Consider the following 18025-nt stretch of genomic DNA (forward strand, 5'->3'; position numbering starts at 1 on the left):
GCAACGGCATCGACGGCTAGTGCGCGCCCATCTCGCCGCGTAATGGGCGGGACAGGGCGTCGCGCAGCGCCTGGCCGAGCTGCCCGCGGGCCAGCAGCACTTCCAGCTTGGTGATCGCCGCTTCAGGAGTGAGGTCATGTCCGGAGATAACGCCGGCCTTCTCGAGTCGCCGGCCGGTCGCGTAGGCCCCCTGCTGCACCGTGCCCTGGCCGCACTGGGTCACGTTGACGATGGCCAGACCGCGTTCGGTGGCACGGCGCAGGCAGTCGAGCAGTTGGCCGTCGAGTCCGGGGGGGTTGCCGACACCGTAGGTCATCAGCACCAGGCCCTGGAGCTGAGGGTCGTCGAGCTGCCGGGTGACTTGCTGTGGCGACAACCCGGGGTGGCAGTGCAGTACGGCGACGTGTCCTGCCGCGAAGTCGGCCTGAGTCAGGTCAGGGGTGCCGACCGGCAGTGCCGGGAAGCCGCTGAGACGCAACTCGATGCCTGCCTCACCGAGCCAGGGCGCGTTGGGAGAGTCGAAGGCGTCCAGGCCTTGAGTTCGGCACTTGCGCGCGCGGTTGCCGCGCAGTAGACGGTCGTGGAAGGCGATACATACCTCGCGGGGGGCGTGCGGATGCTTGGCTGCTTGCATGGCCAGGATCACGTTGTTCAGGGCGTCGCTGCGCGGCTCGCCCAGCGGGATCTGGGCGCCGGTGAGCACCACCGGCTTGTCCAGCGCACCGAGCAGGAAGGAGAGCGCCGAGGCGGTGTAGGCCAGGGTGTCGGTGCCGTGCAGGATGACGAAACCATCGTAGCTTGCCCACTCCTCGGCGAGCGCGGCGACCAGCCGATTCCACGCTGCAGGTGTCAGCTCGGCGCTGTCGATCAATGGGTGTAGAGTTTTGAGGTCGTGGTCGGGCAGGCGACCGGCTGGTTCGAGCGCCAGCGCTGCCTCCAACTGCTCGGCAAACTGCGGCGAGGGCACATAGCCCTTCGGCGAAGGTTGCATACCTAGGGTGCCACCGGTGTAGAGGATCAACAGGCGTGCCATGCTCACTTCTCCGCGGCGGGGGCCAGCATGGCCTGGGGGCTCAACAGTGCCTCGACCCGGGTGGGGTCAAGCAGCCCTTCGGCGATCACCAGCTCGCGGACCGTGGCTCCACTGTGCAGGGCCTGCTGAGCGATACGTGTCGCGTTGGCGTAGCCGATGTGCGGGACCAGCGCAGTGACTACGCCGATGCTGTGCTCGACGTGCTGGGCGCAGGTCTCGCGGTTGGCCTCGATGCCGACGATGCAGCGGGTGCGCAGCATATGGCAGGCCTCCCCCAGCATGCGCATGGCGTTCAGCAGGTTATAGACGATCATCGGCTCCATGACGTTGAGCTGTAACTGCCCCGCCTCGGCGGCCAGGGTGACCGCCAGGTCGCTGGCGATTACCTGGTTGGCCGTCTGGTTCACTGCTTCGGGGATCACCGGGTTGATCTTGCCTGGCATGATCGAGGAACCGGGCTGCACGGGCGGCAGGTTGATCTCGCCGAGCCCGGTACGCGGTCCACTGGAGAGCAGGCGCAGGTCATTGCACAGCTTGCCCAGTTTAATGGCGAAGCGCTTGAGCATCCCCGACAGGAAGACGAATGCTCCCATGTCCGAAGTAGCCTCGACCAGGTGCGACGCTGGTACCAGTGGCCGGCCGGACAAGCGTGCCAAGTGTTCGACAGCCAGCGCCTGGTAGCGCACCGGCGCGTTGAGCCCGGTGCCAATGGCGGTGCCACCGAGGTTGACCTCGCAAAGCAGTTGCTGGGCTTCCTGGAAGCGGTCGATGTCCTCGCCGAGATTCACCGCGAAGGCCTCGAATTCCTGGCCCAGGGTCATGGGTACCGCATCCTGTAGCTGGGTGCGTCCCATCTTGACCACGTCAGCGAAGGCCACGGCCTTCTCCTGAAGGGCATCGCGCAGCGCGCCGATGGCCGCTATCAACGGCTGTGCGGCGAACTGCAGGCTCAGACAGGCGGCGGTGGGGTAGGCGTCGTTGGTCGACTGGGAGCGATTGACATCGTCGTTGGGGTGCAGGTGTTGATAGGCCCCCTTGGGGTGACCTAACTTGACCAGCGCCAGGTTGGCGATCACCTCGTTGGCGTTCATGTTGGTCGAAGTGCCTGCGCCGCCCTGGATCAGGTCGACCACGAACTGGTCGTGCAGCGTACCAGCCTGGATGTCAGCGCAGGCGGCTTGGATCGCCTCGGCCTTGTGGGGCTCGAGCACGCCGAGTTCCTGATTGGCGTGGGCCGCGGCCGACTTGACCATGGCCAGTGCCTGTACCAGCTCGGGGAAGTGGCTGATCGGAATACCGGTGATGCGGAAGTTCTCCAGCGCGCGCTGGGTCTGGATGCCGTACCAGGCGTCCGCCGGTAGGGCTCGTTCGCCCAGCAGGTCGTGTTCGATACGTGTGGTCATGGCAAAAACGCTCTTGCGTCAAAGAGGCACGCCGGCCCTGTCGAGGGTGGGACCGGCGCGGTAGTAGAACGGACGGCGGATCACTCCGCTGCGTGGGTACCAGAAGCCTTGGTATCGACGGTCTTGAGGCGCTCTCTATCTTCAGTCTTGAGATCCCAAGCCTGCGGGTAGAGGTTCAGGTCCGGGTGCTGGCTGGCGTCGAAGACCGGCTGGTTCATACCCTGGCGGCACTGGTCATCGTAGTCCCTGAGGATGCGCAGGCCCTTCTTGAACAGCAGGATGAGCGCAGCCAGGTTAGCCACCGCCAGCAGACCCATGGTTACATCGGCGAAACCAAACACTGAGTCCAGATTGGTAGTAGCACCCCAGCACACCAGGAGCACGATCGCCACGCGGAAGGCGTTGAACAGTTTCTGGTTGTTGCGGCTGAAGAAATTCAGACTGTTTTCGCCTAGGTAGTAGTTGTAGAGGATGGTGCTGAAGGCAAACAGTAGCAGTGCCACGCTGACGAAGGAGCGCCCCCACTCGCCGACATGGTCGGCCAGTGCCGCCTGGGTCAAGGCAATGCCCTCGACATTGCCGCTGGCACCTGGCTCATAAGCGCCGCTGAGCAGAATCAAAAAGGCGGTGGAGGAGCAGATGATCAGGGTGTCGATGAACACCGAGAAGGCCTGCACGATACCCTGGTTGGCCGGGTGTGGCACATAGGCGACGGCGGCCACATTCGGGGCACTGCCTAAGCCGGCTTCGTTGGAGAACAGCCCGCGCTTGAGCCCCATCATGAGTGCGGCACCGATACCGCCGCCGATGGCCGGTTCGAGGCCGAAGGCGCTCTTTACGATCAGCGTCACGATCTCGGGGATGCGTTCGAGGTTCATGCCAACGATGAACAGCGCGATTACCAGGTAGCCCACGGCCATGAAGGGCACCAGTACTTCGGAAATGCGGGCGATTCGCTTGATGCCCCCGAAGATGATCAGGCCGACCAGCATGGCGAGAGCGATGCCACTGTAGAGCACCGGCACGCCGAAGGCGTCGTTGAAAGAGGTCGACACGGCGTAGGATTGCAGGGCGGTGAAGGCGAAGCCGAAGGTTAGCAGTAGCAGTGCGGAATAGACGCCGGCCAGCCAACGCCAGTTGCTGCCGAGGCCCTTGACGATGTAGTAGGCCGGGCCGCCGCGATAGGTGCCGTCACCTTGGGGCTGCTTGAAGGTCTGGGCCAGGGTGCATTCCAGGAAGCTCGTGGCCATGCCCATCAGGCCGACCAGCCACATCCAGAACACCGCCCCCGGGCCGCCCAGGGTGATGGCCACGGCGACGCCGGCGATGTTACCACCGCCCACACGACCGGCCACGGACAACATCAGTGCCTGGAAACTGCTGAGGTGGCCATGCTTATCATGACGGAAAGCCTGACGGGATCCCAGGATCTGGAACATGCGGCCGAAGTAGCGAAACTGGACGAAGCGAGAGGCAACGGTGAAGCCGATGCCCACGGTGACCAGCAGAACGAGAAGGATTTTGCCCCAGAGGAGCTCGTTGAGCAATTCAAGCATATGGATCTCCGCTATTGTATTAGTGGTAGCGCTCCTCGATTGAAACAATTGATCGTGCTGGGGAAACTTGGCGCATCGGTGCATTGCGGTGCATACTTGACGCTACAAAGTGCATCAGACTGCACCACCTCGTTGGGTGTAGTGACCCGGAGCCAATGGCATGCAAGACGACTTCTTGGCCAACCTGCGCCTGCTGTGCGGGTACTATCCCTCCATTGCCGAGGTCTGCCGGCGCTTGCATATCAACCGCTCCCAATTCAATCGCTACCTCAGTGGTCGCTATCGACCGCGCCACGCTGCTTTGCAGCGTATCTGTGCTCTATTCGGTGTCGAAGAGCATGAGCTCTACCTACCTCAGGCGGAGTTCCGCACGCTGGTGCAGGTCGGTCGTGATGCCCGTGCGGCAGCGTTCGAGCCGCCGGCGGAGTGGCCGAGCGCGCTGCTGGCACGAGGGCAGGAGGGCATGGCGCGCTATCTTGGGTGCTACTTTGAGTACTACCGCTCAATGTCCCGGCCCGGCCAGGTGATTCGTACACTGGTATGCCTTGAAACGCGTGAGCAGGGCACGGTCTATCAGCGCACTGAACGCATGCAGGTGAGACCCGGCACGCGCCCCTGTCACAATCGCTACCATGGCTTGGCTTTTCGCCTCGCCGACCGTATCTTTCTGGTCGACTATGAGACGCTCAATGGCAATGAAATCACCCAGACCATCCTGTTTCCCAGTTTTCAGAGCCAAGTGCATCGCCTAACCGGACTGAAGCTCGGCGTGGCCGATAACAGCGAGCGCATGCCCAACTGCGTGCGCGTCGTCTACGAACGCCTGGATGAAAAGATGAGCGTACGGCGAGCGCTCGAGAAATGTGGGTTGTTGTCCCTGGATGCCCCTGAGCTCGATTCAGAGTTGTACGATAGGCTCCGTAACGACATTGATCCTGGGGAACAGCACTTTCGTGCACGCCACTAAGGCGGCAGTACGGCTTTCGTGGTGAGCGTTGGCTTGCAGATCAGATGAAAGCGTAGACATCCATCGCCAGACCCTCGTGCTCCGTGCGGCGTTGAGTTCTCGGGCCCGCCGTCGTGCCAACTTCTACTTCCTCGCCAACCTCGGTGATGGCGAGGTCGTGCCGGAGGAGACGGCCGAGCTTTCCAAAGGCCTGGGGCAGTAAGCCACGCGATCGCATGAACCTTGAAAACCCGGTGCCGAAGCATCGGGTTTTTTGATGCGCGAAGGCATACGCATGGCGGAGATATCACGTTGAAAGTGCGCAAGAGGCGCTTGATGCAGGAACCGTTTGTCTCGGGTAACGTCTGATAAATGTGGTTGGCAAGGAAACTCCCACCTTCTGGTAGAGACGCTCTATGATGGATCGACGGACCTTACTCAAGCGCTCGCTGGCCTTGGCGGCCTTTTATGGCTTGCCTGCCGCGCCGCTTTTGGCGGCGACACGTGGCATGCCCGAGATCGCCGATGGCGAGCCCAGTGACTTCAGCTTCGAGTGGCTACAACGTGTGGCCAAGGAAATGGCGAACGCCAGCTATCAAGACAACGTACGCGAGTTGCCCTCGACGCTGGCGGAGATGACGCCGCAGGATTACAACGCCATCGGTTACGATCCGGGGCATTCGCTGTGGCACGGTCTCGATGGCGAGCTCGACGTGCAGTTCTTCCACGTCGGCATGGGCTTCAACCAGCCGGTACGCATGTTTGCCCTCGACCCGGATTCTCGCCGCGCCCGCGAGATTCACTTCGATCCGTCGCTGTTCCGCTATGACAAGGCGGACGTCGACGTCTCTCAGTTCGAGGACGATGAAGCGCTGGGCTTTGCCGGTTTCCGCGTTTTCAAAGCGCCCTCGCTCACCGAGCGCGACATCGTCTCCTTTTTGGGCGCGAGTTACTTCCGCGCGGTGGACGACACCTATCAATACGGCATATCGGCACGTGGGCTTGCGGTCAACACCTTCGCCGAGTCGACGAAGGAAGAATTTCCCACCTACACGCGCTTCTGGCTGGAGACGCCGGAACCGGATAGCACTACCTTTACCGCTTATGCCTTGCTCGATTCGCCCAAGGTCGCCGGTGCCTATCGCTTCGTCATCCACTGCGAGGCAGAGCGCGTGGTCATGGAAATCGACAAGCACCTCTATCCGCGCGAGGCCATCGAACAGTTGGGGATTGCGCCGATGACAAGCATGTTCAGCTGCGGTACCCATCAGCGGCGCATGTGCGACACCATCCATCCGCAAATTCACGATTCCGACCGCTTGACGATGTGGCGCGGTAACGGTGAATGGGTCTACCGGCCGCTCAACAATCCGCCGAAGCTGCAGTACAACTCATTCGCCGACGATGCACCCAAGGGCTTCGGATTGTTGCAGACCGAGCGGGATTTCGATGCCTATGAAGACGTGATCGGCAATTACCACGAGCGTCCCAGCCTCTGGGTCGAGCCCCGCAATGACTGGGGTAAGGGCGATCTCCAACTGATGGAAATTCCCACGACCGGCGAAACCATGGACAACATCGTGGCCTTCTGGAAACCCAGCAAAGCCATCGAGCCAGGGGATTCACTGAACTTTGCATACCGTCTTTACTGGAGTGCGCAAGCCCCGGTGACCACAGACCTTGCGCGTGTTCGTGCGACCCGCAGCGGCATGGGGGGCTTCAAAGAAGGCTGGGCGCCCGGCGAGCACTATCCTGAGGAGTGGGCGCGGCGCTTCGCGGTAGATTACGTCGGCGGCGATATTCTGCGTATTGCCAAGAACGGTCCTCCGATCGTGGCGCAGTTGGAAGTCTCGCGCGGCAAGACGGGCGATATACAAATCTTCCAGGTCGAGGAGTTCGAAGGCATTCGCGTGATTTTCGACTGGTACCCAACGGAGGATTCGGTCGATCCCATCGATATGAGAATGGTCCTGGAAGGCGACGGCGAAGCGCTGAGTGAAACCTGGCTCTACCAGTACTTCCCGCCACCCCCTGATCAGCGCGAGCACCCGCCGCATCCGCTCGATGAGTGATGACACACAAAAGGGCAGTGCCATGGCACTGCCCTTTTCGATGGCGCTCGTCTGCTGACGCTCAGTCCTTCAAGGCATCGGTCAGCGTATCGACATTATGGCGGAACATGCCGAGGTAGGTGCTGGCCTCGCCTTCGGGCGCCAGGGCACCGGCATAGAGCGTGCCGCCGATGGCGACGCCGGTTTCGTCCGCGAGTTGCTCAAGAAGCGCCGGGTTGGTCATGTTTTCCAGGAATAGTGCTTTGACGTCGCGTTTCTGGATCTGCTGGATCAGCTTGGCCATGTCGGCGGCGCTGGGCTCTGCGGCGGTAGAGAGCCCTACTGGCGAGAGCACATCCAGGTCATAGGCATTGGCGAAATAACCGAAGGCATCGTGGTTGGTGATCAGAACACGATTAGCGTCGGGGATCTCGCTGATGCGCTGGTGAACTTCGGCATCCAGGGCGTCGATGGCCTGGATATATTGTTCGGCATTGTCGCGATAATCAGCGGCATGCTCGGGGTCTGCTTCGACGAGCGCGTCGCGGATGTTTTCCACATACTGCTTGCCGTTTTGCAGGTCCTGCCAGGCGTGCGGATCTTGCGGACCATGATTGTGGCCCGCATGCTCACTGTGGTCGTGGTCGTGGTCGTGGTCGTGGTCGTGGTCGTGGTCGTGGTCGTGGTCGTGGTCGTGGTCGTGATCATGTCCCTCGTGGCCATGGTCGTGTGCCGACCGTTCCTCGTCAAAACTCAGGGCGTCGATGCCCTGACTGGCGACGACGATTGGCCCCTCATAGCCGCTGGCTTCCACCAGGCGGTCCAGCCACCCCTCGAAATGCAGGCCATTGATGATGAACAGGTCCGCTTCCCCTACGGCGCGCGCATCGGTGGGACTGGGCGAGAAAACATGGGCGTCGCCATCCGGGCCGACCAGGGTGGCGACATCGACATGCTCGCCGCCGACTTCTTCGACCATGTCGCCAAGAATGCTGAAGCTGGCGACGACGTTGAGCGGTGCCTCGGCACGTGCTGCACTGGATAGCGTCAGGGCGGCGGCACTGAGAAATAACGTCAAAGACTTGGACATGCAGATTCCCTCTTGTGGTGGTAAGGCCGCTGGAGCCGTGATGCACTCATGACGGCGTGCAAGTGTTCTCGTCTGTCTCCAGTGGTGCAGCGCGACGGCGCACGCGTGCCAGCAGACTGCCGTGGCGACCGCATAGTGCCGAGGCGAGATAGGCAATACCAGCGACCAGGATGATGCACGGGCCGGAAGGTAGGCCCAGATGGTACGAGACCAGCAAGCCGCCGGTGCTCGAGACCATGGCGATGAGGATCGCCAGGCCGATCAACCCCTCGAGGCGTTGCGACCAGAAGCGCGCGGTGGTGGCGGGCAGCATCATCAGGCCCACCGCCATCAGCGTGCCCAGCGTCTGAAACCCGGCCGTCAGGTTGAGCACCATCAGCCCCAGGAAGACGCCATGAACCAGGCCACCGCGAATCCCCTGGCCGCGTAGGAACAACGGGTCGAGGCATTCGACCACCAGCACGCGAAAGATCAGCGCCAGTACCAGCAGCGTAGCGCTGGCCACCGAGGCGATCAGCCATAGCGCGGTGTCGTCGATGGCGAGAATCGAGCCGAACAGCACGTGGGTGAGATCGACGCTGCTGCCGCGCAGCGAGACCAGCATCACCCCCAGTGCCAGCGAAATTAGATAGAAGCTGGCCATTGCCGAGTCTTCTCGGTGGCCGGTCATGCGCGACACGCTGCCTGCCAGACCCGCAACCAACAGGCCTGCGATCAGGCCGCCGAGGCTCATTGCCGGCAGTGAAAACCCCGCCAGCACGAATCCCAGTGCGACGCCGGGCAATACCGCGTGGGCCATGGCGTCACCCACCAGACTCATGCCGCGCAGCATCAGGAACACGCCCAACGGCGGCGCAGCCAACGACAGCGCCAAGCCGCCGACCAGAGCGCGGCGCATGAAGGCGTAATCGGTCAGCGGGGCGATGAGCCACGCATCCAGCGTGGTCAGTAGGTCGAGCATGGCGGGACGTCCGGCAAATTCAGGGAAATAAAGGGGGCCTGGGTATGCGCGTGGCGGCGCGCTGATGCATGATGCCGCTCGAGCAGCGTTTCCGGTTCGACCCATTGGGCGTGGCCGCCGGCCAGCAGAAAGACGCAATCAGCCAACTTCGCCAACTGTTCCATGTCATGCAGCACCACGATCACCGTGGCGCCAGCGCTGGCCATCTCGCGTAGGGTGTCGCAGAGGATTTCCACGGTATGCGTATCGACGTTGGCGAACGGTTCGTCGAGCAGCAGCAGCTCCGCTTCTTGCATCAATGTGCGACCGAGCAAGGCACGCTGGCGCTGACCGCCGGAAAGCTCGCCCAAGGGGCGATGCGCCAGACCGCTCAACCCCAGGCGCTGCATGATGGTGTGCATGCGCCGGTAATCCTGCGGCCCGTAGCGCTTGAAGGTGCCGTGCGTGGGCCAACAACCGCTGAGCATCAATTCCTCGACACTCATCGGAAAGGTCAGATCCAGTGCCAGTTGCTGTGGCAACCACGCGCGGCGCTCTTTGGATACGCCACAATGGACCTTCCCGCTGAGTGGCGGCAGCAAGCCCATGATGGCCTGGATCAAGGTACTCTTGCCTGCGCCATTGGCACCGACAAGCGCCGTGATCGCACCGTCCTCGAAAGTGCCGCTGATGTTCTCCAGCACCGTCCTCCCACTCTGTGCGAGGGTCAATGCCTCAAGCGTCAAGCGACTCATGCAAAGGCTCCCATGGCCCACGCCACGGCCAACCACAGCAGTCCCAGCGGCAACAGTGCCAACAGCACGCGGCGTCCCGCGCCCATCGACATCAATGAAAAATGGCAAGGCCCATCCGGGCGGTGACGATGTGACATGACGACTCCTTTTAATGCCGAGGGAGGTTATAACGTAACAATATTTTTGCCAAGCATTGTGTTTGTGATTGTTCCCTAGGTCGCCAAGTTGGCATGCCATCAGGCTTGACTGAGGCATGAATAATTGTTTTATTAAATGAGTATTCAACAAAAAGCGGTTTTCCGTATTGCTTTTAAGCTAGTAACAGCGGATGGGCGAGTGTGTGTGCCCGTTGCCGTGAACGTAAACTTTGCCTGAACCAGATCAGGAATTCCTATGACGACACAATCCAATAACGAGGCGCCGTCACGCGACCGCCTCAATGGGCCGGTGTTCTACAGCTCGGTGGTTGGCATCGTCGCCTTCTCGCTGTGGGCGATGATCGCCACCGACCAGGCCAACTCGATCATCAATGCCATCCTCGGCTGGATCTCCAATACCTTCGGTTGGTACTACTTCCTGACCGTCGTGATTTACCTGGCTTTCGTGATCTACCTGGGATTGTCGCGCTACGGCAAGATCCGCCTGGGGCCCGAGCACTCGCGCCCCGACTTCAATATCTTCTCGTGGGCGGCGATGCTCTTTTCTGCGGGGATTGGCATCGGGGTGATTTTTTTCGCGTTGGCCGAGCCACTGACGCAGTTCTACAACGCCCCCAACGCGCCCGACGATCAAGTTGCCGCAGCGCGCCATGCCATGGAGCTGACCTTCCTGCACTGGGGGGTATCCGGCTGGGGTATCTACACCCTGATAGGCATGGCGCTGGCCTTTTTCAGCTACCGGCATAATCTACCGCTGACCATCCGTAGCGCGCTTTACCCGATCTTCGGCAATAGGATTTACGGCATGATCGGCCATGTGGTCGATACTGCCGCCGTGCTGGGCACGGTCTTCGGCATTGCTGCAAGTCTGGGGATCGGCATCATCCAGCTCAATTTTGGCCTGGACTATATGTTCGGTATCCCTAAGGGTACCTGGACCCAGGTGGTATTGGTGCTCGCAATCGTGATGTTCGCGACCATCTCCGCCGTGACCGGGGTGGAACGCGGCATCCGCCGTCTTTCCGAGTTCAATATCCTGCTCGCGGTATTGTTGCTGCTGTTCGTGCTGTTCGCTGGCAAGACGATTTTCCTGCTCAACGCGCTGGTGATGAACATCGGCGATTACCTGACCAACTTCATCAGTCTGTCATTCAACACCTATGCCTTCGATCGGCCGACCGATTGGCTCAACGGCTGGACGCTGTTCTTCTGGGCCTGGTGGATTGCGTGGGGGCCGTTCGTCGGGTTGTTCCTGGCACGTATTTCGCGGGGCCGTACCATCCGCACCTTCGTGCTCGGTACCATGACGCTGCCGATCATCTTCATGTTCCTGTGGATGTCGTTGCTGGGTAACAGTGCCATTGATATGGCGATGAACGGTGCCAGCGAGTTCGGCGAGCAGGTGATGAATAATCCGCCGGCAGGGATCTATCTGTTCCTCGAATCGTATCCGATGCCGATCCTGACCACTGCTGCAGTGAGTATCCTGGCGATCGTGTTCTTTATCACCTCCGGGGACTCCGGGGCGCTGGTACTCTCGAACTTCACTTCGAAGCTCAAGAACGTCAACAGCGATGCGCCGATCTGGATGCGTATTCTGTGGTCGGCGGTGATTGGCGTGTTGACACTGGCGCTGATACTCGCCGGGGGCTTGAGCACGCTGCAAAGCGCGGTGGTGATTACCGGTCTGCCGTTCTCGGTCGTGCTGTTCTTCATGATGGCGGGGTTGCTCAAGGCATTGAAACTCGAGGCCTTCAAGGAAGACAGCCGGCGCTTGAGCTTGGCCGGCCAGCTTTCCGGGCGCACCGGCGGTGGTAACGAACGCGATTCGCGCAACTGGCAGCAGCGTCTCCGGCGTGCCATGAGCTTCCCTGGCAAGAAGCAAGCCCGGCGCTTCATGGACGAGACCTGCAAGCCGGCCATGGAAGCCGTACGTGGTTCGTTGCAGGAGCAGGGCGTGTCCGCCGAGATTCACGAAGGTATGCAGAACGGCGACGATTACATGTCGCTCAACGTCGATTTCGAGGACGAACAGAACTTTACCTATCAGATCTGGAGTCAGGGCTTCTCGACGCCTGGGTTCGCGATGCATGCGCCGCATGCCGACTCGCGTTACTACCGGCTGGAGGTCTATCTGCTCGAGGGTAGCCAGGGTTACGACCTGATGGGCTACACCCGTGATCAGGTGATCGGCGACATCCTCGACCAGTACGAACTGCACATGCAGTTCCTGCACCTCAACCGGATCGAACCGGGCAACATCAACATGCCCGACAGCCCGGAACAGCCGCCTGCTTAAGGCGTGCCCGGTTGGCCGTTATGCGGCTGGCCTTCGGTATCAAGATCTCGCCCCCGGTCGCGATGCGGCCGGGGGTTTTGTGTGGGGTAGCATCAGGCATCGCAAATCGCCTGGGCGCGCGGTTACCTTCAGAGGATGGTAACGTAACAATCGCGGATAAGAAGCTATATTCTAAAGTGCATGAGCTAGTAAACGTGCGGCGTACATGGCTTAGGTGCGCTACTTGCGGAAATTTACCAACTTCTTGATTTTACTGTATCTTTAACAATTCGAGCTGATTAAAAAATAGGCAATATCGCTGGTGGAAATATGCTGAGCGATTTTGTCCTTTATAAACAAGCGTCTATAATTAGACTGTTCCCCGCAGACGCGGGGATGAACCGATATGACCGTTCAGACCGTATGGGTAACGGGCCCGTTCCTCGCAGACGCGGGGATAAACCGCGCTTATAGAGCCGGTCGAGAACATCATCCGCCCGTTCCTCGCAGACGCGGGGATAAACCGCGTGGGTGCGACCTTCGCGACGGAATCCTTGACCGTTCCTCGCAGACGCGGGGATAAACCGTAATCATGGCGAACGTTATTTATCGCGGACCCCCGTTCCCCGCAGACGCGGGGATAAACCGTCAGCCGCGTATGCAGTTCGGCCCGTCCATTCCCCGTTCCCCGCAGACGCGGGGATAAACCGGCACCCGGCCCATTCGCACGGTGGCCACCGTCCCGTTCCCCGCAGACGCGGGGATAAACCGTGACCGATTCGTCCCCAATCGCGGCCATTACACCGTTCCCCGCAGACGCGGGGATAAACCGGCCCCTCGATTGAGGAGTCTTCGCGCGCATCCCCGTTCCCCGCAGGCGCGGGGATAAACCGGTACGCAGCTTGATGAATCCCACGACGTCACTCCGTTCCCCGCAGGCGCGGGGATAAACCGCACTCAGGGCTTGGTGTGCTTCGCGTAGATGTCCGTTCCCCGCAGGCGCGGGGATAAACCGAAGCGCTCGACGAGCAGGCGCGTGTCGGTGATCCGTTCCCCGCAGGCGCGGGGATAAACCGTTGGCGGCGATGTCAACTTCAACTTCTCAGCTCCGTTCCCCGCAGACGCGGGGATAAACCGCTCGAGTGGTTCGCGCGCTTCGCGACCAGCACCCGTTCCCCGCAGACGCGGGGATAAACCGTCTGCCCGGTCCTGTTCAGAGAGCTGCTGCCCCCGTTCCCCGCAGACGCGGGGAAAAACCGCCTTTTCCTGAGAGCCATCTAGGCAATGACAGCCGTTCCCCGCAGACGCGGGGATAAACCGCAGATAATCCCCCGCGAACCATCAGGCAATAGCCGTTCCCCGCAGACGCGGGGATAAACCGGTATTCCGTTGCATTGGAAGCACGCATAACTTCTTCGCGGGACCGTACACCTAGTGCTCAAAGCTCACTCCCTGCTCCTCGTCGTAACAGCAGTCAGTATCTTCCTCTGGCAACCAGGGCCGAACGAAGCGCAATCCTTTGTAACGCTGCTGGAGTGCCTCCCACTGCTCGGTATAACGCTCGGGTAGTGTCGCCAGTTGTCGCGCCTGGCTCTCTCTGAGCTGGCACCGACTCAGCCTGTCAGCGTGCCGCTCACCTTCGGCCCAGAGTTGCAGCTCCCGCTCTGTGCACTTGAGCAAGACGATCTCGACACTGGGCTCGTCGGCGAGGCGGGTGCCGATGTCGCGATCCTCCTGCCACTGGTCGAAGTCGGGGTCGATGCGATAGCCCGCCTCCAGATCGAGTGCGTTGTGTGTCGCCATCGACCCCGCCATGCGGTCCAAACCGGTGCGCTCGATACGCGCCTCATCCAGCTCCTCGGGGATGTCGTCGATGGGGCAGGCATAGACGCTCTCGATCAGCGTTCGCGCATCGTCAGGCATGGCGATAGCGCCGCGCTCGCGGAGCACCCGCTGGGTCAGCCAGATCAGCGAGGTGTCTTTGTAGACGGCCTGGGTGCCGCGGTGCGCTTGGCTCAGCCAGTCCGACTTCGGGTCGTCGTCCCAGGCTGGCGCCAGCACCTGCAGAACCGGTGACGCGCGCTCGCCGCGCTGATGGCGCTGTAGACGACCCACCCGCTGGATGAGTAGATCGATCGGCGCGATGTCGCTGATCATCCGGTCGGCGTCGCAGTCCAGACTTTCCTGAAATACCTGCGTGGTGATAAGCACTTGGCCCCGACGTTGCGCCGAAGTGGAGTGCTTGCCGAACCGCTCGATCACGTCCGACTCGATCCGTCGGCGCTCCAGCATCGCAAAGCGCGCATGGAACAGTAGGCAACGCTGCGGGTCGGGGTGAAGAGCGCGAATCTGCTGCCAGGCACGGATGGCGTCGTCGACGGTGTTGCGAATCCAGACGACGCATTCGCCGTTTTCGACCGCCGCCATCACCTGCATGAGCGCTTCTTCTTCCTGCGTCAGCCAAGCGATCTCGACGCGCCGGATGACCTCGGGGCGTGTCGCCAGCGCGGTCTCTCGCATCGGCTCGCGGCTGCAGTGGGTCAGCAGCGGGTAGTCGGTGGAAGCCAATGGGCCTGGGGCCTCTCCCAGCCCTTCGCGCCAGGCGTTGACCAGTGCCTGACGCATCGCGAAGGGCAGCGTGGCGGTCAGCAGAATCGCGCTGCCCCCCTGGCGAGCGTGATGCGCCAGCAACTGATGCAGCAGTGTCTGCATGTAATGATCGAACGCGTGAACCTCGTCGACCACCAGCACTTTGCGTGCCAGCCCGAGCAAGCGCAGGCATTGATGACGCCGTGGTAGCAGCCCTGCCAGCGCCTGATCGATGGTGCCGACACCGACATCGGCAAGCAGCGCCTTCTTGTTGGAGTCGGCTAGCCAGCGATTGCACTGAGTGGAGGCGCTGGCATCCGTCGCGGTGTAGTCGTCGTCATCCGGTTGGGCGATCGCGCGCTCGAAGTCCTGGTTCAGCTCGCGGGCGCCATGGGCAAGCACGAACGAGGGCTTTGATTCGGCGCTGAAGAACCGGTGATGGAAGTTGCCGAGACGGGCATACATGGCGTTCGATGTCGCCATGGTCGGCAGCGCAAAGTAGAGCCCTTCACCGTGCCCCGCCGCTAGCAGTCGCTGCGTCAGAATACAGGCCGCTTCGGTCTTGCCCGCGCCGGTGACGTCCTCGAGGATGAAAAGCTGAGGGCTCGACGCCAGCGAAAGATTTTCCGCTTCCTGCTGCAACGGCGTCGGCGTGACGTTGGTACCGAACCAATGCGCCAAACCCTCGTAGGGAACGGGCCGAGGAGGCCGCAAGAAACTGGTTGCCTCGAGCACGGCTTCGGCCTGACGGAGCGCCCGCGGCCAATAATCGAAGAGCGCTATGGCGGACTGGCAGTAAGGGAAATAGTCACGGTGCGAGCCTAGCCAATCGCTCAGCGTTGCCCAACCGGCAATGGTCCAGCTCAGCGTTTTGAAAACCGCCTGCCACTGTTTGTCGAGCAGTCGCTCGACCGGCCATGGCGGTTGAATGATGGCGGCCCAATCGGCGATGAAATCACCCGCCGCCGAGACGTCGTCCAGCTCGCCGTCGCTGCCGTAGAAGGTGTTGAGCTGCAGGTGGCCGGTGGCGACCGGGCGTCCGTGATGACCAAAGAAGGGTGCCATCAGGCTATTCATCGATCCGAGTAGCTTCCTGACAGAACTCGCATCATCGGCCGGCCAATGTAGGACGCCGTCTTCGCGCCACTGTCTCCAGCACTTGTCCCAAAGCAGCACGCCCAGTTTGTCGTGACGTTCGCCGTACGCTTTACCCAGTGGCGCTGCCATACCGTCGACGTCGAGATTCAGAATCTCCTGGAAGGCACGCGAGAACTTGCCCAGATCGTGCAGGCCGAGCAGAAACACCAGCAACCGCCGCAGCGGCTCCGGCTCAATACCGAGCTGCGCGGACAGTTGCTGCGTCAACTCTCGCTCCGGCGCCAGCAGATGCCAGCCCACGGCGGCGACGTCCAGGCTGTGCCACGCCAGCAGGTGACAAGCGTCTCCCGGCTGGCCTGGAAGCGCCTTTCCAGCGTAGTGGTGATAAGACGCCATAGAGTCATTTTCTGCCGGCATGCTTACCTCCTTTCGATGACGTTCGGCAACGAAACCCATTGGTGGGATTAACACCGACAAGGCCGCCCATTTAACTGGAAGACCATAAATCGTGAAGGGTCCTCACACCTGCGGGGAGCTGAACAATGAAACTTGGCGTTTTGAAATTCGCACATTGATGGCATGTATCGGGCCCAGTCACGAGGAACGCGGCCTTGAACTGTAAGGTTTATTTTGCGCTATCTTTGGCATAGGATTCTATCTTCCCAGCACTGAAACGCTGGCAAGCTACCATGTTTCACGTCTAGCGTTGGAAAACATCGTTCAGGAGTAAGGTCATGAAACGTCGCGTAACGAGCAGCCGTACCCTGCGTGCAGCAGGCTCCGTGATGGATATTTGGCCAGTCGACAACTACGCCCAGTACATGCCCAAGGGCAGTGATCAAGAACGTATCGCCCAGCATTGGACTACCGTTGGCAGTCATCTTCGTTCAACCTTGAGCCAATATGCCCTCAACCACACCACCAAACGGTGATCAGCCTTCTCAGCGCGACCTTTCCTTTCAAGACGGGCAACAGGTCGACGAGGTAACTCAACAGGAGTTCGTTGGCCTTATTGAGCAGTTACATCATGGCCAGCTTTCCGAGGAAGAACAGGTACGGCTGGGCGATCTTATCGTCAGTGCCCCCGCTCCCGAGCGCCAAAACCGATCTGTCGCCATGATGCGGCAAGTGAGCTATCAAGGTCCTCTCCCGCCTCCCGAGCAATTGAATGCCTATGATGAGGAAACACGTCGCCTCATCGTGAATATGGCCGTCGACGAGCAGCACCATACGCATGACATGCGTCGCAAAGGTCTAGAGGGTGCCATCAAGAAAGATGAACGTGGACAACGATACGGCTTAACCGTTGCCATCGTCGGCCTCGTGGCAGCCACCGTGATCGCTCCCTTCAGTCCTGTCGCTGCGGGCGTGATCGGAACCCTGGATCTCGTTGGTATGGTCGCGATATTCGTCGCTCCGCGTATCTTGGAAAAGCAACACTCAAGCAGTCAGACACCAGAAGACGACACCTGACGCTACGCACTCTACCCTGCCCCCATCGACTATTTGACGCTTACGGTTCGTCCCTGCGCCTGCGGGGAACGGCCATAGGTCGTCTCGGTAACTGCGATGAGCGCCGGTTCAGCCCCGCGCCTGCGGGTGACGGTAGACGCATAGGTCGAATGCCTCGTTGGGACGCGGTTCATCCCCGCGCCTGCGCGGAACGGACATTACTAGGAGAAAATCCCCGCTGGCGCGGGGAACGGAGTGCCGTCAATACCTATGACGGTTCATCCCCCATTACTGGAGGAACGATCAAAGCGTACCATTTCAGGATTGAGATTGGGTGATAATCTTATGTATCCATATGACTTGCAGTAATCGTTATCAGCCTCTAAAGTATCGTTGATATTCAACGAGGGGGTAAAGCGATTATGCGTGAGTGGATTCGGGAGTTGTTGTGGGAAATAGGGCAATGGGACTGGGTCGCAATGGCCTTGAAATTCACTGGCGGCGCTTTCGTCCAGCTACTCAAGACGCTTCTCAATAGGAGGAAGTGAGGATGCTCTTGGAGCCGAGCAATCGCCGACAGGCCAATGCGGCTGCTTACATCCAGCTTCGCTTCTGAGGTTTTCCCGGTCGAATCGTTTGAGAGTTCTCTCACTAGAACGTAAGAAAACCGCCATTG

General features: G+C 60.7%; 14 protein-coding genes and 1 CRISPR repeat array. Of the genes, 6 read left to right on the forward strand and 8 right to left on the reverse strand.

Translation table 11 applies throughout. From position 1 onward, the window contains the following. Positions 1-16: 16 nt before the first annotated feature. The 3 genes from OP496_RS13970 to OP496_RS13980 form a co-directional block, all read right to left on the reverse strand. On the reverse strand, positions 17-1033 hold the full coding sequence (locus tag OP496_RS13970) for an asparaginase domain-containing protein (RefSeq protein ID WP_280564310.1): 1017 nt from the start codon (positions 1031-1033) through the stop codon (positions 17-19). A 2-nt stretch (positions 1034-1035) separates the two neighbouring features. Next, positions 1036-2436 carry an aspartate ammonia-lyase gene (locus OP496_RS13975; protein ID WP_280564311.1) on the reverse strand — a complete coding sequence of 467 codons (1401 nt, stop codon included), beginning with the start codon at positions 2434-2436 and terminating at the stop codon, positions 1036-1038. 80 nt (positions 2437-2516) lie between these two features. After that, on the reverse strand, positions 2517-3992 hold the full coding sequence (locus OP496_RS13980) for an alanine/glycine:cation symporter family protein (protein ID WP_280564312.1): 1476 nt from the start codon (positions 3990-3992) through the stop codon (positions 2517-2519). 160 nt (positions 3993-4152) lie between these two features. On the opposite strand from OP496_RS13980, the gene OP496_RS13985 reads away from it, so the two are divergent. From OP496_RS13985 to OP496_RS13995, 3 genes are all read left to right on the forward strand, one after another. Beyond that, complete coding sequence (locus OP496_RS13985) at positions 4153-4959, forward strand: helix-turn-helix transcriptional regulator (RefSeq protein ID WP_280564314.1); 807 nt, start codon at positions 4153-4155, stop codon at positions 4957-4959. A gap of 28 nt (positions 4960-4987) precedes the next feature. After that, positions 4988-5161 carry a hypothetical protein gene (locus OP496_RS13990; protein WP_280564316.1) on the forward strand — a complete coding sequence of 58 codons (174 nt, stop codon included), beginning with the start codon at positions 4988-4990 and terminating at the stop codon, positions 5159-5161. A 193-nt stretch (positions 5162-5354) separates the two neighbouring features. Continuing rightward, positions 5355-7010 carry a glucan biosynthesis protein D gene (locus OP496_RS13995; RefSeq protein WP_280564317.1) on the forward strand — a complete coding sequence of 552 codons (1656 nt, stop codon included), beginning with the start codon at positions 5355-5357 and terminating at the stop codon, positions 7008-7010. Positions 7011-7071: 61 nt separating this feature from the next. On the opposite strand, the gene OP496_RS14000 is transcribed toward OP496_RS13995, so the two are convergent. The 4 genes from OP496_RS14000 to OP496_RS14015 are packed head-to-tail and all read right to left on the reverse strand — an operon-like array spanning position 7072 to position 9911. Continuing rightward, on the reverse strand, positions 7072-8079 hold the full coding sequence (locus tag OP496_RS14000) for a metal ABC transporter substrate-binding protein (RefSeq protein WP_280564318.1): 1008 nt from the start codon (positions 8077-8079) through the stop codon (positions 7072-7074). 46 nt (positions 8080-8125) lie between these two features. After that, positions 8126-9040, reverse strand: a complete 915-nt coding sequence (locus tag OP496_RS14005) for a metal ABC transporter permease (RefSeq protein ID WP_280564319.1) — start codon at positions 9038-9040, stop codon at positions 8126-8128. Then, positions 9025-9774, reverse strand: a complete 750-nt coding sequence (locus tag OP496_RS14010; RefSeq protein ID WP_280564321.1) for an ABC transporter ATP-binding protein — start codon at positions 9772-9774, stop codon at positions 9025-9027. Before OP496_RS14010 ends, OP496_RS14005 begins: the two co-directional genes overlap by 16 nt. Continuing rightward, positions 9771-9911 (reverse strand): hypothetical protein, encoded by a 141-nt coding sequence (locus tag OP496_RS14015; RefSeq protein WP_164915593.1) that lies wholly within the window; start codon positions 9909-9911, stop codon positions 9771-9773. Before OP496_RS14015 ends, OP496_RS14010 begins: the two co-directional genes overlap by 4 nt. Positions 9912-10167: 256 nt before the next feature. Between OP496_RS14015 and OP496_RS14020 the strand changes: the two genes are divergently transcribed. Further along, positions 10168-12231, forward strand: a complete 2064-nt coding sequence (locus OP496_RS14020) for a choline transporter (protein WP_280564323.1) — start codon at positions 10168-10170, stop codon at positions 12229-12231. 356 nt (positions 12232-12587) lie between these two features. Next, positions 12588-13591: a CRISPR direct-repeat array (repeat unit 21 nt; unit sequence CGCAGACGCGGGGATAAACCG). 50 nt (positions 13592-13641) lie between these two features. Here OP496_RS14020 and cas3 read toward each other — a convergent pair. Beyond that, positions 13642-16314 (reverse strand): CRISPR-associated helicase Cas3', encoded by a 2673-nt coding sequence (gene cas3, locus OP496_RS14025; protein WP_280564325.1) that lies wholly within the window; start codon positions 16312-16314, stop codon positions 13642-13644. 317 nt (positions 16315-16631) lie between these two features. Between cas3 and OP496_RS14030 the strand changes: the two genes are divergently transcribed. Further along, the gene (locus tag OP496_RS14030; protein WP_280564326.1) at positions 16632-16829 is read left to right on the forward strand and encodes a hypothetical protein; all 198 of its coding nucleotides are present in this window, start codon (positions 16632-16634) and stop codon (positions 16827-16829) included. Further along, the gene (locus OP496_RS14035) at positions 16801-17370 is read left to right on the forward strand and encodes a DUF2335 domain-containing protein (RefSeq protein ID WP_280564327.1); all 570 of its coding nucleotides are present in this window, start codon (positions 16801-16803) and stop codon (positions 17368-17370) included. Before OP496_RS14030 ends, OP496_RS14035 begins: the two co-directional genes overlap by 29 nt. Positions 17371-18025: the final 655 nt, after the last annotated feature.

Origin of the sequence: Chromohalobacter sp. 48-RD10 (assembly GCF_029889785.1) — a bacterium.
Classification (GTDB): domain Bacteria; phylum Pseudomonadota; class Gammaproteobacteria; order Pseudomonadales; family Halomonadaceae; genus Chromohalobacter.

Bases quoted from the DNA above. Each gene is read 5' to 3' on its own strand.
- OP496_RS13995 (WP_280564317.1), top strand. From the start codon at position 5,355: ATGATGGATCGACGGACCTTACTCAAGCGCTCGCTGGCCTTGGCGGCC.
- OP496_RS14030 (WP_280564326.1), top strand. From the start codon at position 16,632: ATGAAACGTCGCGTAACGAGCAGCCGTACCCTGCGTGCAGCAGGCTCC.
- OP496_RS14005 (WP_280564319.1), bottom strand. From the start codon at position 9,040: ATGCTCGACCTACTGACCACGCTGGATGCGTGGCTCATCGCCCCGCTG.
- OP496_RS14010 (WP_280564321.1), bottom strand. From the start codon at position 9,774: ATGAGTCGCTTGACGCTTGAGGCATTGACCCTCGCACAGAGTGGGAGG.
- OP496_RS13975 (WP_280564311.1), bottom strand. From the start codon at position 2,436: ATGACCACACGTATCGAACACGACCTGCTGGGCGAACGAGCCCTACCG.
- OP496_RS13980 (WP_280564312.1), bottom strand. From the start codon at position 3,992: ATGCTTGAATTGCTCAACGAGCTCCTCTGGGGCAAAATCCTTCTCGTT.
- OP496_RS14020 (WP_280564323.1), top strand. From the start codon at position 10,168: ATGACGACACAATCCAATAACGAGGCGCCGTCACGCGACCGCCTCAAT.
- OP496_RS14000 (WP_280564318.1), bottom strand. From the start codon at position 8,079: ATGTCCAAGTCTTTGACGTTATTTCTCAGTGCCGCCGCCCTGACGCTA.
- OP496_RS14015 (WP_164915593.1), bottom strand. From the start codon at position 9,911: ATGTCACATCGTCACCGCCCGGATGGGCCTTGCCATTTTTCATTGATG.
- OP496_RS14035 (WP_280564327.1), top strand. From the start codon at position 16,801: ATGCCCTCAACCACACCACCAAACGGTGATCAGCCTTCTCAGCGCGAC.
- OP496_RS13985 (WP_280564314.1), top strand. From the start codon at position 4,153: ATGCAAGACGACTTCTTGGCCAACCTGCGCCTGCTGTGCGGGTACTAT.
- cas3 (WP_280564325.1), bottom strand. From the start codon at position 16,314: ATGCCGGCAGAAAATGACTCTATGGCGTCTTATCACCACTACGCTGGA.
- OP496_RS13970 (WP_280564310.1), bottom strand. From the start codon at position 1,033: ATGGCACGCCTGTTGATCCTCTACACCGGTGGCACCCTAGGTATGCAA.